The sequence below is a fragment of the Weissella paramesenteroides genome (assembly GCF_036327715.1).
In the GTDB taxonomy this organism is placed as follows: Bacteria; Bacillota; Bacilli; order Lactobacillales; family Lactobacillaceae; genus Weissella; species Weissella paramesenteroides.
The window spans coordinates 1,807,374-1,827,256 of the sequence record NZ_CP130559.1; the positions used below are offsets into that span (position 1 = coordinate 1,807,374).

Sequence of the window (19,883 nt, forward strand, 5' to 3'; positions counted from 1 at the left end):
TTAATATATCAAAAAAACGACTGATATATTAGTACTCACCTCCTTTACTAAAAATAATGATACCCACTATTTAAATAATTGGATGAATGACAATTGAACGTAGCCTTTTTTATATTAACCGTTAATTGACGTGATTTATTCGTTGCCAAACCTTCTTGAAATTTTGTTTTTTTCGAACAGATAATGGGCACCATATTTGATTTTCATCATCAAAATAGACACGATTCAAACGAATGTCAAAATAATTAACTGACATTAAATTAATAACAAAGCCTTTGTGCGATCGAAAAAAATTTTGATGGCGTTTTTCAATGCTCGATAATGAATCGTTAATCTCAACAATGATATTTTTTGCGTAGAGTACAACTCGATTCACATGATTAGGCTTGGATGCAATATAAAGCACTTCTGACATCGGAATATCATAATAGCGTGCCCGCAACTTATAAACAAATTTTTCTGGATTACTCTTCATATGACTGACAACCAACTCAAGAGCAACGTTAATATCCTGTCGAATAGCCTCTTCAATGACATAAACAGGCTTAATTTTATAAATACAATCTAAAGGTACCAACCGTTGTTCTAAAATTAATGTTGATAAATTATCTTTTTCAGTTATAAAAACAAGACTAGCTAGTGGTAAACAATGCCTAATATACTTTCCTAATTCAACAATATTGTGATCGTTTTCTATCGATCCAACATCTAAAAAAAGCAAAACATTTTGATCAGTGCATAATTGCACAATTTTTTTGATTTCTTGAACATCATTTGTTACAAGCTTAATGTTGGTATCCAATTCTTCAAATTCTGTATATCGCTTAATAAAATTAGATATCCAAGTTAATTTATGCTGCCAATCCTCTAATATTATTATTTCTAGCACCACAGGACCTCCATCTAATTACTTTGTTTAAAATATAATTTCTAATTAAATTTATTTTTTAGGTATGTATAACGCCTATCTATCCATAGAAAGAGAGAATTTTACTAAATTTCTAGCTACTTAAAAAGACTTCTTTAAGGAAAAAAAGTCCAATACAAATAATTTCAACTCTGAATGAGTTCTTTAGTTTTACGTAGCCGTGCTTTTTTATAAAATAGTCATTATTTCATGACAAACCAACTGACCTCCTTCCTACATATATCCTAAAACGCTTTAATCGCATCGTTTAAAAAAATATTAACCGTTCGTTTTTTATTATTTAACGTTAAAAAAGCAGATCACTCTTAGAAGAGTCATCTGCTTTATTGTGAAATGTTCCACGTGGAACATTATTTATTTTTTTCAGATTTATTATCCTTAACGTAATTCCAAAAACTACCAATTGCTGAAACTAAATCAAATCCTGGCAGGATAAGAATGTACAACCATAATGAAAATGTATCAGTTGGCTTAAAAATTACGTACCACAAAATATCAATCATTAATTGCATAAACAATTGCTGTGGCGTTGCTCGAAAAAAAGTTTTACCAAAAGCGCCTATCATTTTATAACCTCAATTTATAGCCATTTTTTTAAAAAATTAGCCTTAATTTCTGTGTTCTCAGGCGTCATATACGCATCCGGTCCATGACCTGTGCCATCAACAATATGGATTTCTGCTCGATCATCGCTAACGACCTTCCGAGCAGCGGCTATCATATTTACCGTCTGTTGATATGGTACAACAAAATCTGCCGTCCCCGCAAATGCTAGTATCGGTGGCATTGCTGGATTAAAATAAGTGACTGGATTATATTCTTTGACTTTATCCGGCACGTCTTTTGGTGCTTGTTTCTTAAACATTTGGCCTTCAAAAGACTCAGCCGTTCCAGTCTCTGGATATTTAGGTATCACACCACTTTCCTCAAACTGATCTGAAAATTTATCAAATTCATAGGGACCATATAAAGCGATAATTGCGTTTACCTTCTCAGATTGATCAGCAGCATCCCCAAATTCATGGTTTGACATGGCATTTACCGAGGCTGTAACACCCGACAATAATGCTAGATGGGCTCCTGAAGATTCTCCCATTAAAGCAACACGATTCATATCTAATTGATACTCATCAGCATGTGCCCGTAAGAAACGAATAGCAGCTTTAACCTCATAAATCTGCGTTGGAAAATCCGCATTCTGAATCCAGGTATACGAAACACTAGCAACTGCATAACCCTGATCCAACAATCGCAATGCTGGTTCTAATTTATGCGAACTTTTGTCACCAAAAATCAAACCACCACCAAAGACGTCCACAATCACTGGAAATGGTCCCTGACCTTCATTTGGTAAATAAATATCTAAGTCATGACGTGCACCAGCCATGTAAGACACATCTTGCCATTGTTGTTTAATATAATCTGTTTTTGCAACCGTGCGTTGATAATCACGATCGATAAATCTCTCTGCCATATTAACCCCCTTAAAAACTATAGACAAAAAGGATAATTGCCTACACAACTATCCTTTCATCATACACTACTTTTTACTCTTTATTCGCAAACTTATGATAATCATTATGACAAACCATACAAGTGCCAAAACCGTTGTTGGCATTGTTTCTGGCGTGAACAACAAAATCAAGAAGATACCAATTAAGAATGCAATCGTTAAATAATTTGTCACTGGTGCACCAGGCATTTTAAACAATTGCTGGCCATTTTTGAAATCTGCTGTTCTACGATATTTCACATGCGCGAACACTAAAACAGCGTACATGACAACAAAGGCTGCTGATGCAATTGATGTTACCAAATCAAAGGCGTTTTTGGGGAAGAAGAAGTTTAACACCACTGCTAATGCAATTAATGCTGTTGAAATGTTAATGGCATTAAATGGAATATAACGTCTATTTAACTTACCAGCGTAACCTTTACCTTTTGACAATGAGAATAACATGCGACCAGTCGTAAAAATGGCACTATTCAATGACGATGCTGCGGCAGTCAAGACAACGAAATTAATAATTCCGGCTGCTCCAGTCACACCAATCCCAGAAAAGACCTGAACGAATGGTGACTTGCCTGCACTGTAGTTTGTCCATGGTTGAATACACATAATTGCTATCAATGCGCCAACATAGAAAATCAAGATACGAACAATAATGGAATTAATTGCTTTTGGAATATTTTTATAGGGATCTTGAGCTTCTGCAGCTGTCATACCCACAAACTCAATTCCTAAGAAAGCGAAGAATACCATTTGGAATGCTGACAATAGGTGACGACCACCGTGAGCCACAAAACCGTGTTGCCATAAGTTACTGATTGTTGTGACACCTGATGACGTCTTTGTATGCAAGACCATCATAATCACCCCAGTGGCAATCATTGCTAGTATCGCAATGATTTTGATCATCGAGAACCAAAACTCTGTCTCACCAAAAGCAGCAACCGCAATAATATTAACACCATATAAAATAGCTAAGAAACATAATTCCCATATCCAAATAGGTATATTAGGGAACCAAAAACTCATATAATTTCCAACGGCTGTTAATTCTGCCATCGCAATGGTGATCCAGCCAATCCAGTATGTCCAACCGATAATGAATCCTGCTTTAGGTCCAACGTATTTTTCAATAAAACCGACAAAAGTTGCCCGGTTTGGATCAGTTAACAATAATTCACCCAATGCCCGCATCATCCAAAACATGAATAAGCCAACAATAATATACACTAGTAAAATAGCTGGCCCTGCGGCACTGATGGATCGACCTGCTCCTAAGAACAGTCCGGTACCAATTGTTCCTCCTAAGGCAATCATCTCAACATGACGGCCAGTTAAACCTCTTTCAAGTTTCTGTGGGGAACCTTTTTGTTGTGACATTTTCACACTTCCTTTTTTATTAAATAATCCATACTTCTCTGCTGAATCTCACACAGACATATTAACTAGTATATAAGAATTTTCAAATTTTTCAAAACCAGAATTAAATTTATCTTTAATTATTTTGAAAAAAATAAGCGCTCATGACGTAAATAATTACTATACAGTAAAAGAGGTTGAGACAAAAGAAAATGTTCCAACCTCTGTGTGCTAAAAATGTATTGATTAATAATTAGGACCAGGAAAATCATCTGGTATTTGTGATTGTAGTCTCTGTAATAAACGACGCAGAATTCCTTTTTCTAGCATTGCGGCCCATAGACCTTCTAAACGAACCTCACCATGGATCACAACTGATGTTACTGCACGTAATTCACGAAAATCATGGCTGGTCCGAGCAATTAAATCAACATTTTCTTCTAATAATTGATCGTGCGCTTTCTGATGTAAGGTACGATCAAAATTCTGATCGTAAAAGTCGGACCACTCAAAAGCTTGTGCTAAAGCTACCATCCGCTTATCGTAATTTGGATACGTTGTCATATGATCCCCAGCTACCCAATCGACTGATACATCCTCAGCTTCAGCTAGATACTTATCCCATTTTTCAAAATCAAATGGATGTTGTTTTCTCACTATCAAAATCCTCCAAGTTGTTTAATAACTAACTGTCATTGTACCACTTATTTAAAGTTAGTAAATATTCAACTCTGGAAACAATTCATTCAAATTTGTTGGTTCCGTCACGACTTCTGCATGGTTGTCAAACTGCAACAACACCTGGTTTGAATCATACTGTCGTACACGTACCCCAGCTACAATCGCATCACGAATCACCTGAGCAAGCGGTCCCTTACCAAAGTAGATCTCGAACAGTTCTTTTTCATGTGTTTTAAAATAATCCGTTCGTTCGTTACCGAGCTTTGTTGCCCATAATTGCATTTCAGTCGCATCAGATGCTGCCACAATCATTTTAGCAGCTGGTGTTTTAGACGGCGTTAACACACGGTCAGTAATTAATGATAAGCCATCATTAAAACGCATCCCAAAATGATCAGCTAATTGCGAAATATCTTGCATGATTGCTAATGCATCTTGTTTATTGAGCAAAGTTTCTGTCGGTTGCTGTAGTGAGATCTTATTTGATAAATCTTCATTATGTTGTAATGCACTTTCGGTTAATTCGTCATCTTTTACCAAAAAGTAAATCAATAACAAATGAATTAAGTTTAAATCATTCTCGGAAATACCAGCAATATCAAATGGATCAGTGTCCAAAATACGAATTTCTAAATATTTGATCTCATTTTCATCATCAATTTTTCGCTTGAATCGGACTGGTCCGTATATTTCATGCTCAGAAAATAGCTTTCCTTGTGATACCAACTGTTCGATCTGTTGTTGATGATTGGCGTAATTACTATCGTATGTTAGTTCTTCACCCTTATCATTGACAAAGCCGTATTCACTTGTGCGTAATGAACGCACCGGTTTGGTAAATTGTGGTGTTCTGGAATCTGAATCATTTAAATTAAATGGTGTTGCACCAAATAAATAATTGAATAGCCAACGGTGCGCAACGATTTGACGAGCAATATGAAAATAAACATCATTTTTAAACGCTTTAAAATTTGTACGGTCACTAGCATTAAATAAATGCTGCAAAAATTCATCCGGCAATGAATAGTTAAGGTGTAATCCTGTCATAATTTCATGGGTCGAACCATATTTATGCTGTAACCAATCTCGATAATCTTGTACCCAGGTTCTCTCAAAAGTTTCATCTAACCATTGCAGATCATCCTTTTTTAGTTCCGGTGGCATACTTAGTGGCCATACCGCCTCATCATCTCCCATATGACTACGTAAGACCCATTGCAATTGCAATAAACGATCACGAGCTTCTTCAAATGAACCAACGGCTTCTGTAACTAATTCCGCTTGTGTCTCACTGTAATCAGTTTGCAGATAAGGATGAATACGTCTTGATCCCAACTTTGATGAATGACTAGCTCGACTCAATCGTCCTTTACGAGTAACCCGGTGCGTCTCAAGTTCAATGCCGAATTTACCGTTAAGGAGTTCCGCATACAAATTATTTTCTTCTACTAGTTTTCCTAAATTTAAATTAGCTCCCATAAGTAACGCCTCTCAATTATCTGACTACAGATAGATAAAAGGCCCAGTCCATGGTAATCTACCACACACCAGGGCCACATTTCGTTGTTTTCTTAGGAATATGTTCTTAATTAATTTGTTTCTTCCTCTACTTCCACTATAGCTGTTTTTGTCTCTACTTCTGGCATCTGTTGTAACTGCCACAATTGCCAAGCATAAACAATAATGGTACGAATAACTGCATAAAATGGTACTGCCAAAATCATACCCGCAATTCCAGCTATATTACCAGCGGCTAATAACAGAACAATGATTGTCAATGGATGAATATGCAATGATGCTCCCATAACACGTGGATAAATCAAATTACTATCAATTTGTTGAACAATCAGTACAACAGCAATCACCCAAACAACCTGCCAAATTGAATCTGTTATCGCAACAAATAATGCTGGCACCAACCCAATATAAGGACCGACATAAGGAATCATATTGGTTATTCCGGCAAAGACACCTAATAGTAAAGCATATTTTTGACCAATGACAAAATAACCAATAGCTGTAAATACACCAACAAAAATCATTTCCACAACTTGACCACTAATATATTGTGCAAGTGTTTTGTTTAAACGTCCTAATATGTCAGAGATTCTTGATCGTTGCCGTTCAGGAAATACCTTTTGAACGAATGGTGATAGTTTATGACCATCATTTAACATGTAAATCGTCATGACAGGTACCGTTATTGCTGTTACTGTAAACCCTGTTAACTTCGCAATCACTGCACTCAAACTAGTCGCCATACCTGATACAACAGTTTTCCCAATATTTTGTACCTCTTGTTGTAACTTATCCAAGTTAAAATCAATCCCATATTCCTTAGAGAAATTAATTTTACTAAGTTGATTACCCCAATGTTGAATGGTGTCTACTAATACTGGAATATTTTTTATCAAACCAGAAATTTGATCAACCAACGCAGGTAGTAATGTTAATACCAAGGCAACCAGAATACCTAATAATAGCAACATAACAATCGTAATTGCCCAACCCCGACTAACATGCTTCACCTTGCCTAATGGAATTTTTTGTAGCGCCACCACTACTGGATTTAGAATATAATACAAAAAGCCTGAAATAATCAACGGTACAAAAACAGCGCCAATAAATTGACCAATCGGTTCTAGAATAAAGCGCAGTTGTGTCACAATCAAAATTAATAACGCAATGGCCAATAATTCTAGTGTCCAAAATAATGTTTTTGATTGCTTTATGTGTTCTAACACTTCACACCCTCACTTTCATTTTTTTCTAATTATAACAGATATTAAGTAATCATAAATTATCGTTCCTTAATTATACATGCACCACCGGGTTTGTGAAACGCATCACTTTCTAATTCGTTTTAACCTAATTTTTATAAAAAGTTTTGCACAGTTTATCCACAGGATCCCATGCTTTAACCAGACTAAAAAAACGTATTTTGATAGATAGTTACCATCAAAATACGTTTTCATTTTTATGATTAATTAAAAATTAACGCTAAAATCAAACCAATTGCTAAGGTCAACGAAATAATAACTGCGTTTTTTATGGCATATGGAAAGTTAGGTTTAATTGGCTTTGCTTGAAATGCCTTGACGTTTTTCATCACAATTGGCAATGAAACCAATGCTACCAAAGACAACCATGGTAAGATACCAAAAATGACGGCAACGATTAACATAAGATAACCAGCCATGTATACCCAGCCAAATGCTTTTACTGCACGATCTTTGCCTAAGTACCAAGCTAACGTATGTCGCCCTTCAGCAACATCTTCATCATAATCACCGATATTGTTAGCGAACATAATATCACCAATTGCGAACCATGCAATAGCAGAAGCAATAACCGCCTTAAATGCTAGTTCCTCATTAAAAGTTGGCGCGATATTAACATAAGTCGCACTCAAAAAAATAAGGTATCCCATGGTCAATCCTGATGCTAATTCGCCAAATGGGGTCCGTGACAATGGTAAAGGCGTTCCAGCATACCAATAAACGACCCAAAACCCAATTAGACCCATAATTAGTAATGGCCAACCGGTTTGTACTGCTAACCATAATCCACCAATTGCCGCAATCAATGCCAAAATCAATAATGTTGCCCAACCTTGACGTTGTGAAATCCCACCATTACCAATAATATTGTTCACACCATTTTTCCATTCTTCACTGGTTGCTGATTTAAAATCTTGTATATTATTCCAAACATTTGCAACCATTTGCAAAGCGAACACAACAATTGCAAAAACAATTGCAAAACCTGTATGAAATTTTTGATATGTGATTGCCGCATATAAATTACCTAAAATTAACGGTAATACGCTAGCAACCAATGATTGAACCTCCACGAATTTCAACCACGTTTTAATACTCATCTCTCATAACCTCCTAAAAACTCTCAACATCTCAGCTTACACGAAAAAAATCAGTCACGCAATGTAACATTGCTGACTGATCTTCATTGTATGCAACTACAACGTTCTGAAACGATGCAAATGTTCATTTACTGGTATATCTTTACTATTAACTGAATCTACTCGTGCATAAGGCGATGGCGATACACTAATCTTTGCCATAAAATCTGATATGGCATCACTTTCTGCCTGTGCTTCAATATGCACAGAACCATCCGTTTCATTCCAGACTCTGCCTTTAACTCCTAATTTATCAGCAATAATTTTTGTAGAATATCGAAAGCCGACACCCTGCACGCGTCCACGTACAATAATCTTTTTCGCAACTAACATTTATATCCCCCCCAATAGCACAAATTGCGTTACATTGAGGCTTCAGACTTTTGGAACGCTTTTATGCTATAAAACTTACAGACTTATAACTAATATATTTTTGGCTAAAAAAGGTTGGAACATATTCTGTTGTTCCAACCTCCATTATAACGTTAAGTTATGGTTTCTTTGTCAAATCTGAACCAAAGTACTTCTCTGAAAGCTTTGCCATCGTACCATCTTTTGCTAGTTGCTTTTGGGCCTTAGAAATTTTCTTTGCTAAGGCCTTGTTCTTCTTGTTTAGCATTGGCGCTGCTGATGTATCACCCAAAACATTCGTTACTTTCGCTGTTAACTTAGTCTCTGGATGCGCTTTTTTATAGACACCCCAAGAATCTTGTGAGTTCAACGTCACATCCGCCTTACCAGAATTAACTAAATCAATAGCTTCAGCAAATCCTGGGACTGACACAACATTGGTACCAGCCTTCTTGGCTGCTTGGCCGAAGTTAGATGATGCCGATTGTGCAGATTTCTTTCCCTTCAAATCAGCAGCTGATTTGATATCTGAGCCTTTTTTAGTGATCATCACTGTCTTAGTATACAAGTAAGGTGCCGCAAAAGCGTACTTCGCTGCACGTTCCTTTGTTTTTCCCATATTGTTGTATACAACATCATACTTGTTTGATCCTAATCCAGCGACTAACGAATCAAATTTTGTTTGTGAATATTCAACTTTTAAGTCTAATTTCTTGGCAACAGCCTTTGACAAATCAACTTCGAATCCAGTCAATTTACCTGACTTATCACGATATGAATAAGGTGAGTAGGTTCCCTCTAATCCAACTGTCAATGTTCCTTTTTTGTGTAAGTTCTTTTGATAAGCTGGTACAGATTTAGCAGATACACTTGGTACAACTACAGAGACACTACTTGCGGCCATTAACGTAACAGCTGCAACAGCTGCGATTTTTGTATATTTATTCATTTTATATTTTCCTAACTGATGTCCATTTTTTAATATTATTTACTGCCCAAAATATTTATTATTAATACACCTGTTAATTTAACATCGCATCCCCAAACTCATTATCGTTACCCCTTTTCGTTTCTGACGCAAATCATAACCCGCTCATTATCCGTTTGTCAACCACTCTCATTTTTTAAAATTTTACTTGCATTTAATTAGTAACACCCCTAAAATGAAATCAGTTAGTAATTCGAAATTTTCAATTTTAGGGAGTATCACTATGATTCACATCACATCAAATTATATTGTTGCTTGTGAAAGCCTAACGCGTTTTTTGCGGTAGGTTATCTTGGTGTACACCAATTTAATAATCGTCAAAAACGTGTTAGGCATCTTACGACTAAGATTGTTTAACACTTTTTTTGTGCTCTTTTTTGAAAGGAAGGCTCATGTTTGAATTCATTGCAACTTATGCACCACAATTAATTATTGCTGGCATTAAATACACTATTCCGCTAGCATTAATTTCTTTTGTGATTGCTATTGTTATAGCAGCTATTGTTGCTGTCTTACGTTCCTACGTTCCACACGCTACCGGCCTGGGTAAATTTGGTTGGCAAATCCTAAAATTTGTTTTATGGTTCTATGTTTGGATTTTCCGTTCAACACCAATGCTAGTGCAATTATTCGTTGTCTTTTATGGCTTACCAAAATTAGGCATCAGTTGGTTATCACCATCTGGTTGGATAGCTGCTATTTGGGTGCTGTCACTCAATACTGGTGCTTATGCTTCAGAAGCAATTCGAGCCGCTATTTCATCAATTCCAGATACACAACGAGAAGCTGCTGCTGCGCTTGGTATGACCGATCGTCAAATTTTTATGCGCATTATCTTGCCCCAAGCCACACGTATCTCTATCCCAACGCTAGCAAATTCATTCATTTCATTGGTAAAGGATACATCATTGGCCTCAGTGGTGACTATCGTGGAGATGTTCTATCTATCACAACAACTTGCTGCCGTTAACTTTGAGCCACTAAAAATGTATTTATTAGTTGCTGCTATCTACGCCTTGTTTGTAACTATCTTGTCAATTCCTCAACGTTATATCCAACGCTGGGCCGACCGTTTTGTAAAAGATCAGAGGTAAATCATGCTGAAATTAGAACATATTGATAAAAACTATGCTGAACACCACGCATTAAAAGATATTAACGTGACATTTAATCCCCATGAAACAACGGTTATTGTTGGACCATCTGGATCAGGAAAGTCAACGCTTTTACGCTCACTAAATTTATTGGAACGTCCAGATAGTGGCCAATATACGATTGATGATCGTGTCATTGACCTTAACAAGCCAGTAACAACAGATACTTTACTTTGGGTGCGTCGTAAAACTGGCATGGTTTTCCAACAACCGCGTATGTTTGATCATCTAACGATTATGGGAAATATGATTGAAGCCCCTGTGCATGTTCTAAAACAGTCGAAAGCTGTTGCCACAAAACATGCACATGAACTCTTATCAGCTGTTGGCTTAGATGAAACGGCTAATCGTTATCCTTATCAATTATCTGGTGGTCAGACGCAACGTGTTGCGATTGCTCGTGCCATGGCTATGGCGCCAGACTACCTGTTACTTGATGAACCAACTTCAGCACTTGACCCTGAACTTGAAGCCCAAGTATTGCGCGTATTAAATAATTTAGCCAACGAAAACCAATCAATGATTATTGTGACCCATAATATGGACTTCGCTCGTCATGCAGCTGACCGTATGTTGTTTTTGGAAGACGGTGAAATTGATTTTGATGGCACTCCTGATGAGTTCTTTAATAAACCTACCGAACGTATTCATCGTTTCCTAAATGCTTTTAAATTTGATCAAGATGAACACTAAAATAATAAAAGCCGCTTTGGAACGCGTTTAAAGGAGAGCGAGACAAAAGTCGTTTTGAAGCCGGTGTGTAACATGATTTTCGCTATTTTTGGCCGTAGCAAGGCGAAGGACAGGAATGGCGTAAATTGCGTTACATTGAGGCTTCAGACTTTTGGAACGCGTTTATGCTATCAAACTAACATGCTTTTAATTAATAACTTTTAGCACAAAAATTAGAGGCTGAGACAACATCTGTCTCAGCCTCTTTCACGTTACATTGTACCTGATCTTATCGACCAGTAATTAATCCAGCAACAAAATTAATAATTATGGCAATCAACATCGTACTAAAGACAAAAGATATTAATGCATGACCTAAAGCAACTTTTCGGAAATGAGTGGTAGAAAAATTATTATCCGAAACTTGGTATGTCATACCAATCGTATACGCTAAATACAAAAAGTCCCACAAATTAGGTGAGTCATCATTATTAAATGTCACCCCACCACCATTTTTATAATAAATTTCTGCATAATGCACTGTATACAATAATTGGATGCTATTCCATGACAAGAAAATACTGAAGATACAAAATATAATTTCTAATTGATTCCGATTGCTAATGTTTAAAAGAAAAAAGACAATGAAGACACTCATAATACCGGCAAGGATGACCAGTAAATCAATCAACGGATATCGAATACCTTTTAGAACAATTTGCTTAGTCTGTTGTCCGCTGGCTAATGGAAAAAACAGATAGATCATTAAAATAAAGAGCATTAATATTGCCATATCCCATCCCAATAAAATTGGAAACATGCCCTGTATAAAAAAAGTAGACAGCCATGAAAAAATAATACCGCAAATCACTGAGATGCTGAAAATGTTACCATGGTTCTGTAACAAGAGTTGCAATTTTTTTCTCTTCATAATCCTATCCTTTCCTAGTTGCCCAGTACAACGAACTGAGGTAGCGCAAAATCGTCTTCATATTACGCCAATTATATACAAAAAAGTGACTGAACTCACGAATAAATTCAGTCACTTGATGCATTATTATATCCTAAAAATCAGCTTGTGAAGCATCTTGATGCGTGCCTGCAACGCCTTCTAGTTGATCTAGCGCTGCAATTTCTGCATCAGTTAACTCAAAGTCGAAGACATCAGCATTTTGGCTAATACGTTCAGCATGCGTTGATTTAGGCAAAGGTAGGAACCCATGTTGTAGCGACCAACGAATGAGAACTTGTGCAGCTGACTTACCATACTTTTCAGCAATGTCATTGATTTCAGGAACTGCAAGTAGCGATCCTGTTCCAAGTGGTGAATAGGCCTCGGTAAGAATATCATGAGCTTCGTTGAAAGCAACAATATCTTGTTCCAAATCAGATGGATTGATAAATAATTGATTAACCATTGGTCTGATGGTTGCCGTCTTGAGTAATGCTTCAACGTGCTCAATTTGGAAGTTAGAAATACCAATGGCACGAATTTTTCCTTCAGTATAGGCATCTTCCATGTAACGCCAAGCTTCTGCATTAGCTTTATCCCAATTACGTCGATTAATTAATGGATTTGGCCAATGAATAAGGTATAGGTCCAAATAATCTAGACCCAGCAATTTTAATGATTTATCCAACGCTATTTTAGCAGCTTCGTAACTGTGGCTGTCATTCCATAACTTTGATGTGATAAATAGTTCTTCACGTGGAATACCTGAGTCTTTGATGGCACGTCCTACTGATGCTTCATTACCATAAGCAGCAGCCGTATCTATATGACGATAACCAGCTTTCAAGGCATCCAAAACACTTTGGTATGCGACATCCCCATCGGGTGTTTGCCATGTTCCAAACCCGACAACTGGAATTTCTACACCATTTGCCAAGGTAAATGTATCTGTTAATGATGAAATAGTCATATACTTACACCCCATATTCAATAAAATTCAGTCATTTTTGCTGACTATCTACCGTCAAGTATAACAAAGAATATTAATAAACTAAATTAGATAGTTTGTATCCATTGAAGAGTTGGGTATAATAATAAGGACAATAAATTGAGAGAGGAAGCAAGATGTCAAAAGTTACAAAAAAAGCAATTTTTGAGGCAACGCAAGCGGTCTTAACAGAAAAAGGTTATGAAAAAGCACGGCTTGCTGATGTGGCACGCAAATTATCAATTACGCCAGCTGCTTTATACAAACATTTTGCCAACCGCGATGCGCTATTTGAAGAAATGGATAAAGATTGGCTCAAAGAAGTAGACGCACCTATTATTGAAGCTAGTGAACGTGTACCAGCGGAGAATCGTGTACAAGCACTTCATGATTGGCTATGGTTACTCTCAACCCGACGTCAAACAAGTTTTGCAGCGGCACCCGAAATGTTAGCATTTTATAAGTTTGAGTTAGGTCGACATGATAGTTTGATCGAACCACGACTGAAAGAATTTGCGACAGCGGTAGAAAAGATTATGGCCTGGGATACATTCCGCCAACAACGTGGCCAAACAGTGATGCAAACATTTACATATTTTTATCATCCATTTTTTGCAGGTCGTTGGGATGATAATTTATTTAAGACTATTTTCGAAACAACTTGGCAAGAATTACTACCAGTTATCCAACAGGGATTAACTGATACACATGATAATTAAAAAACGTTTTAAGAACTTTCGAAACACACTCAAGGTCATCAAATCGCCGACTTCAAATTGGTGGATTGATGACCTTTTCAGTCGGTTAATAACTACCTATATCCCATTGCTTTTTATGCATAAATTTGCATTTTTTATTTTATATAAGAAAAAACTAAAAAATAAATGTGAACAAAATGTGTTTTAAAGAATAAAAAGCGTTACAATAGATTTGTGAAAGCGCTTTCGTTATTATGTTTCTGTTGGTTTTTATACTTGGGAGGTATGATTATGTCGAAGAAAGTTGCCGTAGTTACTGGATCAGCTGGGGGATTAGGTAAAGGTATCGCTGAACGTCTACTTAAAGATGGCTTTAGTGTCATGATTCATGACATTAACCAAGACGCCTTGACTAAGACTGAGACAGAGTTAAAAGACTTAGGTGACGTAGCTAGCTTTGTTGGGGATGTTTCTAAGAAAGCAGACCAAGAAGCATTAGTTGCTGCAACAGTTGAAAAGTTTGGGCAGTTAAATGTTTTTGTTAATAACGCCGGTGTTGAAGCCGTGACACCATTCTTAAAGATCGATGAAAGTGAACTGGAACGCACATTTAAGATCAATGTTTTTGGAACTGTTTACGGTACACAAGCTGCTGCTGAACAATTTATTAAGCAAGGTACACCTGGTAAGATCATTAATGCTTGTTCAATTGCTGGTCATGAAGCTTATGAAGTCTTGGGTACTTATTCTGCTTCAAAGCATGCTGTTAAGGCCTTTACACATGTTGCAGCTAAGGAACTTGCTTCAAAGCACATCACAGTGAATGCTTACTGCCCTGGTGTTGCTAAGACCAAGATGTGGGACCGTATTGATGCGGAAATGGTCAAGGCAGATCCTTCATTGAAACCAGGAGAGCCATTTGCTAAGTTCTCTGGCGAAATCGCTTTGGGACGTTACGAGACACCAACTGATGTTGCTAACTTGGTACACTTCTTAGCTTCTGAAGATTCTGACTATATTACAGGTCAAACAATCTTGGTTGATGGTGGCTTGGTTTACAACTAATCTTAGTTCACCTTGATATCAAGGTGAAACAATTACAGCTAAAAATAGAGCAGGACAGAATTTTTTCTGACCTGCTCTTTAATTTGCTACTATATTAGATATTTTTCTAATACACAACCTTATAGTTCTTTTGCCGCATAATTGATTTCATACAACATTGAACCATCAATGACCTCTGTTTGACCATTGCGCGTTATCTTTAATTCTGTCGATGCAAGATAACGAGTATACGTTGGTTGCAATCCCATGGCATCAAATTGCTTCTTTTGTTCATCTGAAGCCATACCATAGATATTAATTAAATTAATTTCCTTTGGATCATAAATTTTGTACTCAACTTCAATATCATCTTGTGTAAAGATGTAACGAATAGTTTTTGGCGTGACCTTGTTCGTTTCTTTTTGAATATACGTTTCTAAAATATCCACCTGAGCGTTAGCTGAACTAGTATTTTCAAACACACGGTTACCCTTGCTATCATCAATGGTGAACAGTGGAATTTGTGGTTCACCGAAGCGATCAGCTCCAACCATATCATAAATTAAGACGTTATAATCACCAACATTCTGACGACCCCAAATCCAGTGGTGGAAAGCAACTGATGGATGGATGTTAAACCATTGGTGGTTGTAATAAGCAGTTCCGTTGACTTGCTTCTTTTCACCATTAATCGTTACCTCACCACTAACAGTCAAACTTGTCACACAGATAAAGTTATAATAAAACTCATCATTCTCACCAAAAGCAATGTATCCTGAACCTGGTCGGAATGGCTTTACTTGAGCTTCAAAATGTAAATCAACTGCGGTTTTGTGCTCAACAGACTTCTTACCTTCCATCACAATTTCTTGATCAGCTTCTGGTTCAATATGAATATCATAAGTATGCCAGTTATCTCCAACTAGTGTACTAGGACCCCACTTCAAATCTAGTTGATCTTTGCTAGAATGTGCATCCTTGACATCATAAAGACGATAATCATAGAAAGGTTGTCCATCTGCTGATGTATAGTTGATTGCAACATTAGGATTGTCACCCTTATAAACAACTTGATCTGTTGACTTTGGCCGGAATCCTAAGACCAATGTTGACTTATCATCAAAACTACAATCTAAATACCAAACCTCAGCATGTCCTGCCTCGTCAGTATCACGTCGTCCATCTTCCCAATTTTCAATTTTATTAGGATTAATACCCAACTTTTGATAATCTGCTGGACGATCCATAATTCTTCCTTGTGCCATAAATAAGTCCCCCCTTATATCATATACAATACTATTAGTTACTTTTTAGTTAATCATTTTCGTGTAATTCAACATGCAACTCTGGTATTTCTTGCCAAACCACATGTGCCAAGCCAACTTCTTCACCTGAAAAAGGTTTATCAGGTATAACCATATCAATAAACTGTTGGCGGAAATCCCCAGCTGTTACATCACTCTCAGCAGTCTTCATTGTTTCTGCGTACTTCTCATGATTACTTGATTCATCCATCAACATCCAAATTTCTTGTTCAGGATTATCAGGTGCTTCACGGAACCAAGTTCTTGACAAGGAATAATTAATCAAACTAGGATTAGCTTTCTGGTAATCTAAAGCTTTCACTAATGTCTCAATCATCTTGTCATGATTTTTCTTTAAAACTCGATAATGCATTGTTTCAACTTCTGACATACAAATACACTCCTTTTGTGCAAATAATAAAGTGAATATCTGATTAACTAACTGTAGTATAATAGCCATATATCAAGGGTTCAACCAACAAAAACAGCATAAAAGTTTATTATTAACGACCGAGGTACACGATGACAGCCAAAACAGACTTACGCATTAAAAAAAGTAAATATGCGATCGAACACGCATTTTGGAAACTATTACTTGCTGAAGGTTTTTCGAAAATTACTATTCAACAAATTATCGATGAAGCGCATATCAATCGTGCAACACTGTATAAATACTATGCTAATAAATACGAATTATTAGATAGAGTAGAAACGACATTAATTAACGAATTCAAAGATGTCACTGAAAAAGCACCCGATTTGATTAAGAAAACAAACATCAGTCAAGAAAGTCTCCAAAGTTACTATAAAGATATGGTGCGCTATATCTACAGTAACCGCGATAAATTTTCAGCATTACTAGCTTCCAATGGTGATCCTACTTTTATCAATAAATTAATTACTGCTGATGAGGAAGTTTGGCAAAAAAATAATATTACCCAGCATCTGCCAATTCCTGAACACTACGCATCTGCTTCAATAACGGGGATGGTCATTAGTTTAATAGTGGAATGGATTAAATCGGACTTTAAAGAATCAGCCGATGAATTTATGGTTATTTTACAAAATACAATTATGCCCTTATTCTCACAAGAAACATTCTTTAAAACAAAATAATATTCAACATGATAAACAAAATTAGGCGATAAATTGTCAAAAATTGACAACTTATCGCCTAAAATTTTATAATTTCAACTATTTATCCAATGTTTTCTGTTTTCGTCAGTTCAGAAATAACCTCTTCATAACGCTCACGAATGAAACCAGCTGAGGTGTCTAGCTTTGTTTGCGCATCAGATGATAAATCTAATGATACATGATCAATAACCCCTTCACGACCAACAATGACCGGGTAAGAAACATAAACACCATATTCAGGTCGGAAATTAGATACTGGCAGTTCTTCATGACTATCCGTCAAAATGGCTTTTGTTAGCCGGCTAGCCGCACTTGCAATACCATAACTAGTAAACTTCTTACCATGGTAAACTGTATATCCACCAATTCTAACCTCATCATTTAGTTCTGATAGTGGTAGTTCATATGATGTAATTGGCTTGTCTTTTACTGTAACCGTTGACCATGCTGTAAATTGTGAATCACCGTGCTCACCAACATTATAGCCACTAACTGATTTTGGATGAACACCGAGTGCCTTACCTACAGCACGATGCATACGAGCCGTATCCAATAGTGTTCCTGTCCCAATCACACGTTCCTTTGGGAAACCAGTATAGTGTTGATACATTGTAGTAATGACGTCAACTGGATTCGTAATCACAACCAAAATCCCTTTAAATCCAGATGCAACTAATTTTTTAGAAATATCTGCAATCTGAAGCTTATTATACTGTAACTCGACAAAACGATCGTCTGTCGTAATCGTCTCCTGTAATGAAATTTTACCAACTGAAGAAATAACCACGTCAGCATCTGCTAATGCTGACCAATCATTAACAACATAATTTGCATTAAATTCCAAGTTTGCCATGGCATCTTCAAAATCCAATGCTTCGGCATTCACTTTGTTATCATCAATATCAATAAAAACAAATTCGTCAACTGCACCTTGTGCGGTTAAACTGTGGGCAATTGCTGCGCCAACGTGTCCCAATCCAATAATCCCAACTTTACGAGTCATTGCGTTCCCCCATTATTTCACTTGCTTAATAATTTTCCAAAAAATTGCTAATGCGCTTCACAGCCTCATGAAGACTGTCCAAGGATGCGGCGTAGCTAATACGAATGTAACCTTCACCACCGACGTTGAAAACTGATCCTGGAATCACAGCAACCTTGCCACGCTTTGCTAAATCAACACTAAAAGCATAATCATCTTGTTCATATGCTGCTGGTATCTTGGCAAAAACATAGAATGCCCCATTTGGTTGAGGAATTTCAAAGCCTAATTTGCGTAAAGCTGGTACTAAGTAATCACGACGTTCGCGATAAGCCTCACGCATTGATTTAGAATCCAATTTTCCTTGTGCTGATCCTAACGCTTCGGCGGCTCCTGCCATCGCTGGATTCGAAGCGGCAGTAACTGTAAATTGATGTAACACTGCTGCAGGTTGTACGAGTTGCTTAGGTCCGACAATAAACCCGATACGATAACCAGTCATAGCGTGTGACTTTGACACACCATTCAAAATAACTGTTTGTTCTGGTAAGAACTTAGCAATTGAAGTATGCGGTGCATTGTAAGTTAGTTCAGAATAAATTTCATCAGCAATCACGGTAATATTAGTTCCTTGCAATACATCAGCTAGGGCAGATAATTGCTCTGCAGTATAAGTAACCCCCGTTGGATTTGCTGGATAATTCAACAAAACGGTCGTCAACTTTTCACCATACTCATCAATGGCTGCTTGGAGTTGTTCAGGTGTTAATAAGAAGCCCGTATCAGATGTATCAACAAAGACGATCTCACCACCAGCTAACTCGATAGTTGGATCATACATTGAAAAATTAGGTGCTGGCAGTAACACTTTATCTCCTTCATTAATAAAGGCTGTGAAAGTATCATAGATTCCCTCAGTTGCTCCCAATGTCACAATAATTTCAGAATCAATATCATATGATAATCCATAACGATCTAACATAAAATGGTGAATAGCTTTTCTCAAAGCAACTGAACCAGCAGCAGGTGCATAATGTGATTCATCCGCCTCGATACTAGCAATCGCTGCTTTTTTCACATGTTCTGGTACTGTAAAATCAGGTTCCCCAAGAGTCAACTTTAGAATACCTTCAACACCACTTGTCTCATCATCAAATGCTCGAATAGCATTTGGCTTAATTGCGGCAACACGCTTATTTATTCCCATGTTTGTTCT

General features: G+C 36.9%; 21 protein-coding genes. 5 read left to right on the forward strand and 16 right to left on the reverse strand.

Going from position 1 to position 19,883, the window contains the following annotated elements:
- Positions 1-121 precede the first annotated feature (121 nt).
- The 10 genes from QRX23_RS09095 to QRX23_RS09140 form a co-directional block, all read right to left on the reverse strand.
- Entirely contained in the window at positions 122-889 is a 768-nt protein-coding gene (locus QRX23_RS09095; protein ID WP_330155369.1) for a LytR/AlgR family response regulator transcription factor, read from the reverse strand.
- A gap of 389 nt (positions 890-1,278) precedes the next feature.
- Positions 1,279-1,494: a hypothetical protein gene (locus QRX23_RS09100; RefSeq protein ID WP_002828161.1), complete on the reverse strand. Its 216-nt coding sequence runs from the start codon at positions 1,492-1,494 to the stop codon at positions 1,279-1,281.
- 14 nt (positions 1,495-1,508) lie between these two features.
- Entirely contained in the window at positions 1,509-2,402 is an 894-nt protein-coding gene (locus tag QRX23_RS09105; RefSeq protein WP_330155370.1) for an alpha/beta hydrolase, read from the reverse strand.
- Between the two features lie 66 nt (positions 2,403-2,468).
- A complete protein-coding gene (locus QRX23_RS09110) occupies positions 2,469-3,818 on the reverse strand; it encodes an amino acid permease (RefSeq protein ID WP_330155371.1) in 1,350 nt (449 codons plus the stop codon).
- 225 nt (positions 3,819-4,043) lie between these two features.
- Positions 4,044-4,454 (reverse strand): DUF6508 domain-containing protein, encoded by a 411-nt coding sequence (locus QRX23_RS09115; RefSeq protein ID WP_164223694.1) that lies wholly within the window; start codon positions 4,452-4,454, stop codon positions 4,044-4,046.
- Positions 4,455-4,511: 57 nt separating this feature from the next.
- On the reverse strand, positions 4,512-5,957 hold the full coding sequence (locus QRX23_RS09120; protein ID WP_330155372.1) for a glutamate--cysteine ligase: 1,446 nt from the start codon (positions 5,955-5,957) through the stop codon (positions 4,512-4,514).
- Between the two features lie 110 nt (positions 5,958-6,067).
- Positions 6,068-7,222, reverse strand: coding sequence for an AI-2E family transporter (locus tag QRX23_RS09125; RefSeq protein WP_330155373.1), 1,155 nt, complete (start codon positions 7,220-7,222; stop codon positions 6,068-6,070).
- A gap of 239 nt (positions 7,223-7,461) precedes the next feature.
- Positions 7,462-8,358 carry a UbiA family prenyltransferase gene (locus QRX23_RS09130; protein ID WP_330155374.1) on the reverse strand — a complete coding sequence of 299 codons (897 nt, stop codon included), beginning with the start codon at positions 8,356-8,358 and terminating at the stop codon, positions 7,462-7,464.
- A gap of 96 nt (positions 8,359-8,454) precedes the next feature.
- Positions 8,455-8,730, reverse strand: a complete 276-nt coding sequence (locus QRX23_RS09135; protein ID WP_330155375.1) for an acylphosphatase — start codon at positions 8,728-8,730, stop codon at positions 8,455-8,457.
- A gap of 157 nt (positions 8,731-8,887) precedes the next feature.
- Positions 8,888-9,697: a transporter substrate-binding domain-containing protein gene (locus tag QRX23_RS09140; RefSeq protein ID WP_131474140.1), complete on the reverse strand. Its 810-nt coding sequence runs from the start codon at positions 9,695-9,697 to the stop codon at positions 8,888-8,890.
- A gap of 431 nt (positions 9,698-10,128) precedes the next feature.
- On the opposite strand from QRX23_RS09140, the gene QRX23_RS09145 reads away from it, so the two are divergent.
- A complete protein-coding gene (locus tag QRX23_RS09145) occupies positions 10,129-10,830 on the forward strand; it encodes an amino acid ABC transporter permease (protein ID WP_330155376.1) in 702 nt (233 codons plus the stop codon).
- A 3-nt stretch (positions 10,831-10,833) separates the two neighbouring features.
- Positions 10,834-11,583: an amino acid ABC transporter ATP-binding protein gene (locus QRX23_RS09150; RefSeq protein WP_002828171.1), complete on the forward strand. Its 750-nt coding sequence runs from the start codon at positions 10,834-10,836 to the stop codon at positions 11,581-11,583.
- Between the two features lie 268 nt (positions 11,584-11,851).
- Here QRX23_RS09150 and QRX23_RS09155 read toward each other — a convergent pair whose 3' ends face one another.
- The gene (locus QRX23_RS09155; protein ID WP_131474137.1) at positions 11,852-12,493 is read right to left on the reverse strand and encodes a DUF1345 domain-containing protein; all 642 of its coding nucleotides are present in this window, start codon (positions 12,491-12,493) and stop codon (positions 11,852-11,854) included.
- 133 nt (positions 12,494-12,626) lie between these two features.
- Positions 12,627-13,484, reverse strand: coding sequence for an aldo/keto reductase (locus QRX23_RS09160; protein WP_150177087.1), 858 nt, complete (start codon positions 13,482-13,484; stop codon positions 12,627-12,629).
- A gap of 155 nt (positions 13,485-13,639) precedes the next feature.
- Between QRX23_RS09160 and QRX23_RS09165 the strand changes: the two genes are divergently transcribed.
- Positions 13,640-14,221, forward strand: a complete 582-nt coding sequence (locus QRX23_RS09165) for a TetR/AcrR family transcriptional regulator (RefSeq protein ID WP_002828174.1) — start codon at positions 13,640-13,642, stop codon at positions 14,219-14,221.
- Positions 14,222-14,491: 270 nt separating this feature from the next.
- Positions 14,492-15,265, forward strand: a complete 774-nt coding sequence (locus QRX23_RS09170) for an acetoin reductase (RefSeq protein ID WP_140836632.1) — start codon at positions 14,492-14,494, stop codon at positions 15,263-15,265.
- A 119-nt stretch (positions 15,266-15,384) separates the two neighbouring features.
- Here the strand turns inward: QRX23_RS09170 and QRX23_RS09175 are convergent, their stop codons facing one another.
- Positions 15,385-16,509 carry a lipocalin-like domain-containing protein gene (locus tag QRX23_RS09175; RefSeq protein WP_330155377.1) on the reverse strand — a complete coding sequence of 375 codons (1,125 nt, stop codon included), beginning with the start codon at positions 16,507-16,509 and terminating at the stop codon, positions 15,385-15,387.
- A gap of 49 nt (positions 16,510-16,558) precedes the next feature.
- Positions 16,559-16,939, reverse strand: a complete 381-nt coding sequence (locus QRX23_RS09180) for a hypothetical protein (RefSeq protein ID WP_330155378.1) — start codon at positions 16,937-16,939, stop codon at positions 16,559-16,561.
- A 131-nt stretch (positions 16,940-17,070) separates the two neighbouring features.
- Here QRX23_RS09180 and QRX23_RS09185 point away from each other — a divergent pair, with 131 nt between their 5' ends.
- The gene (locus QRX23_RS09185; protein ID WP_330155379.1) at positions 17,071-17,664 is read left to right on the forward strand and encodes a TetR/AcrR family transcriptional regulator; all 594 of its coding nucleotides are present in this window, start codon (positions 17,071-17,073) and stop codon (positions 17,662-17,664) included.
- 82 nt (positions 17,665-17,746) lie between these two features.
- Here the strand turns inward: QRX23_RS09185 and QRX23_RS09190 are convergent, their stop codons facing one another.
- Both QRX23_RS09190 and QRX23_RS09195 read right to left on the reverse strand, forming a co-directional pair.
- The gene (locus QRX23_RS09190; protein ID WP_330155380.1) at positions 17,747-18,688 is read right to left on the reverse strand and encodes an L-lactate dehydrogenase; all 942 of its coding nucleotides are present in this window, start codon (positions 18,686-18,688) and stop codon (positions 17,747-17,749) included.
- Positions 18,689-18,713: 25 nt separating this feature from the next.
- Complete coding sequence (locus QRX23_RS09195; protein WP_330155381.1) at positions 18,714-19,874, reverse strand: aminotransferase class I/II-fold pyridoxal phosphate-dependent enzyme; 1,161 nt, start codon at positions 19,872-19,874, stop codon at positions 18,714-18,716.
- Positions 19,875-19,883 lie beyond the last annotated feature (9 nt).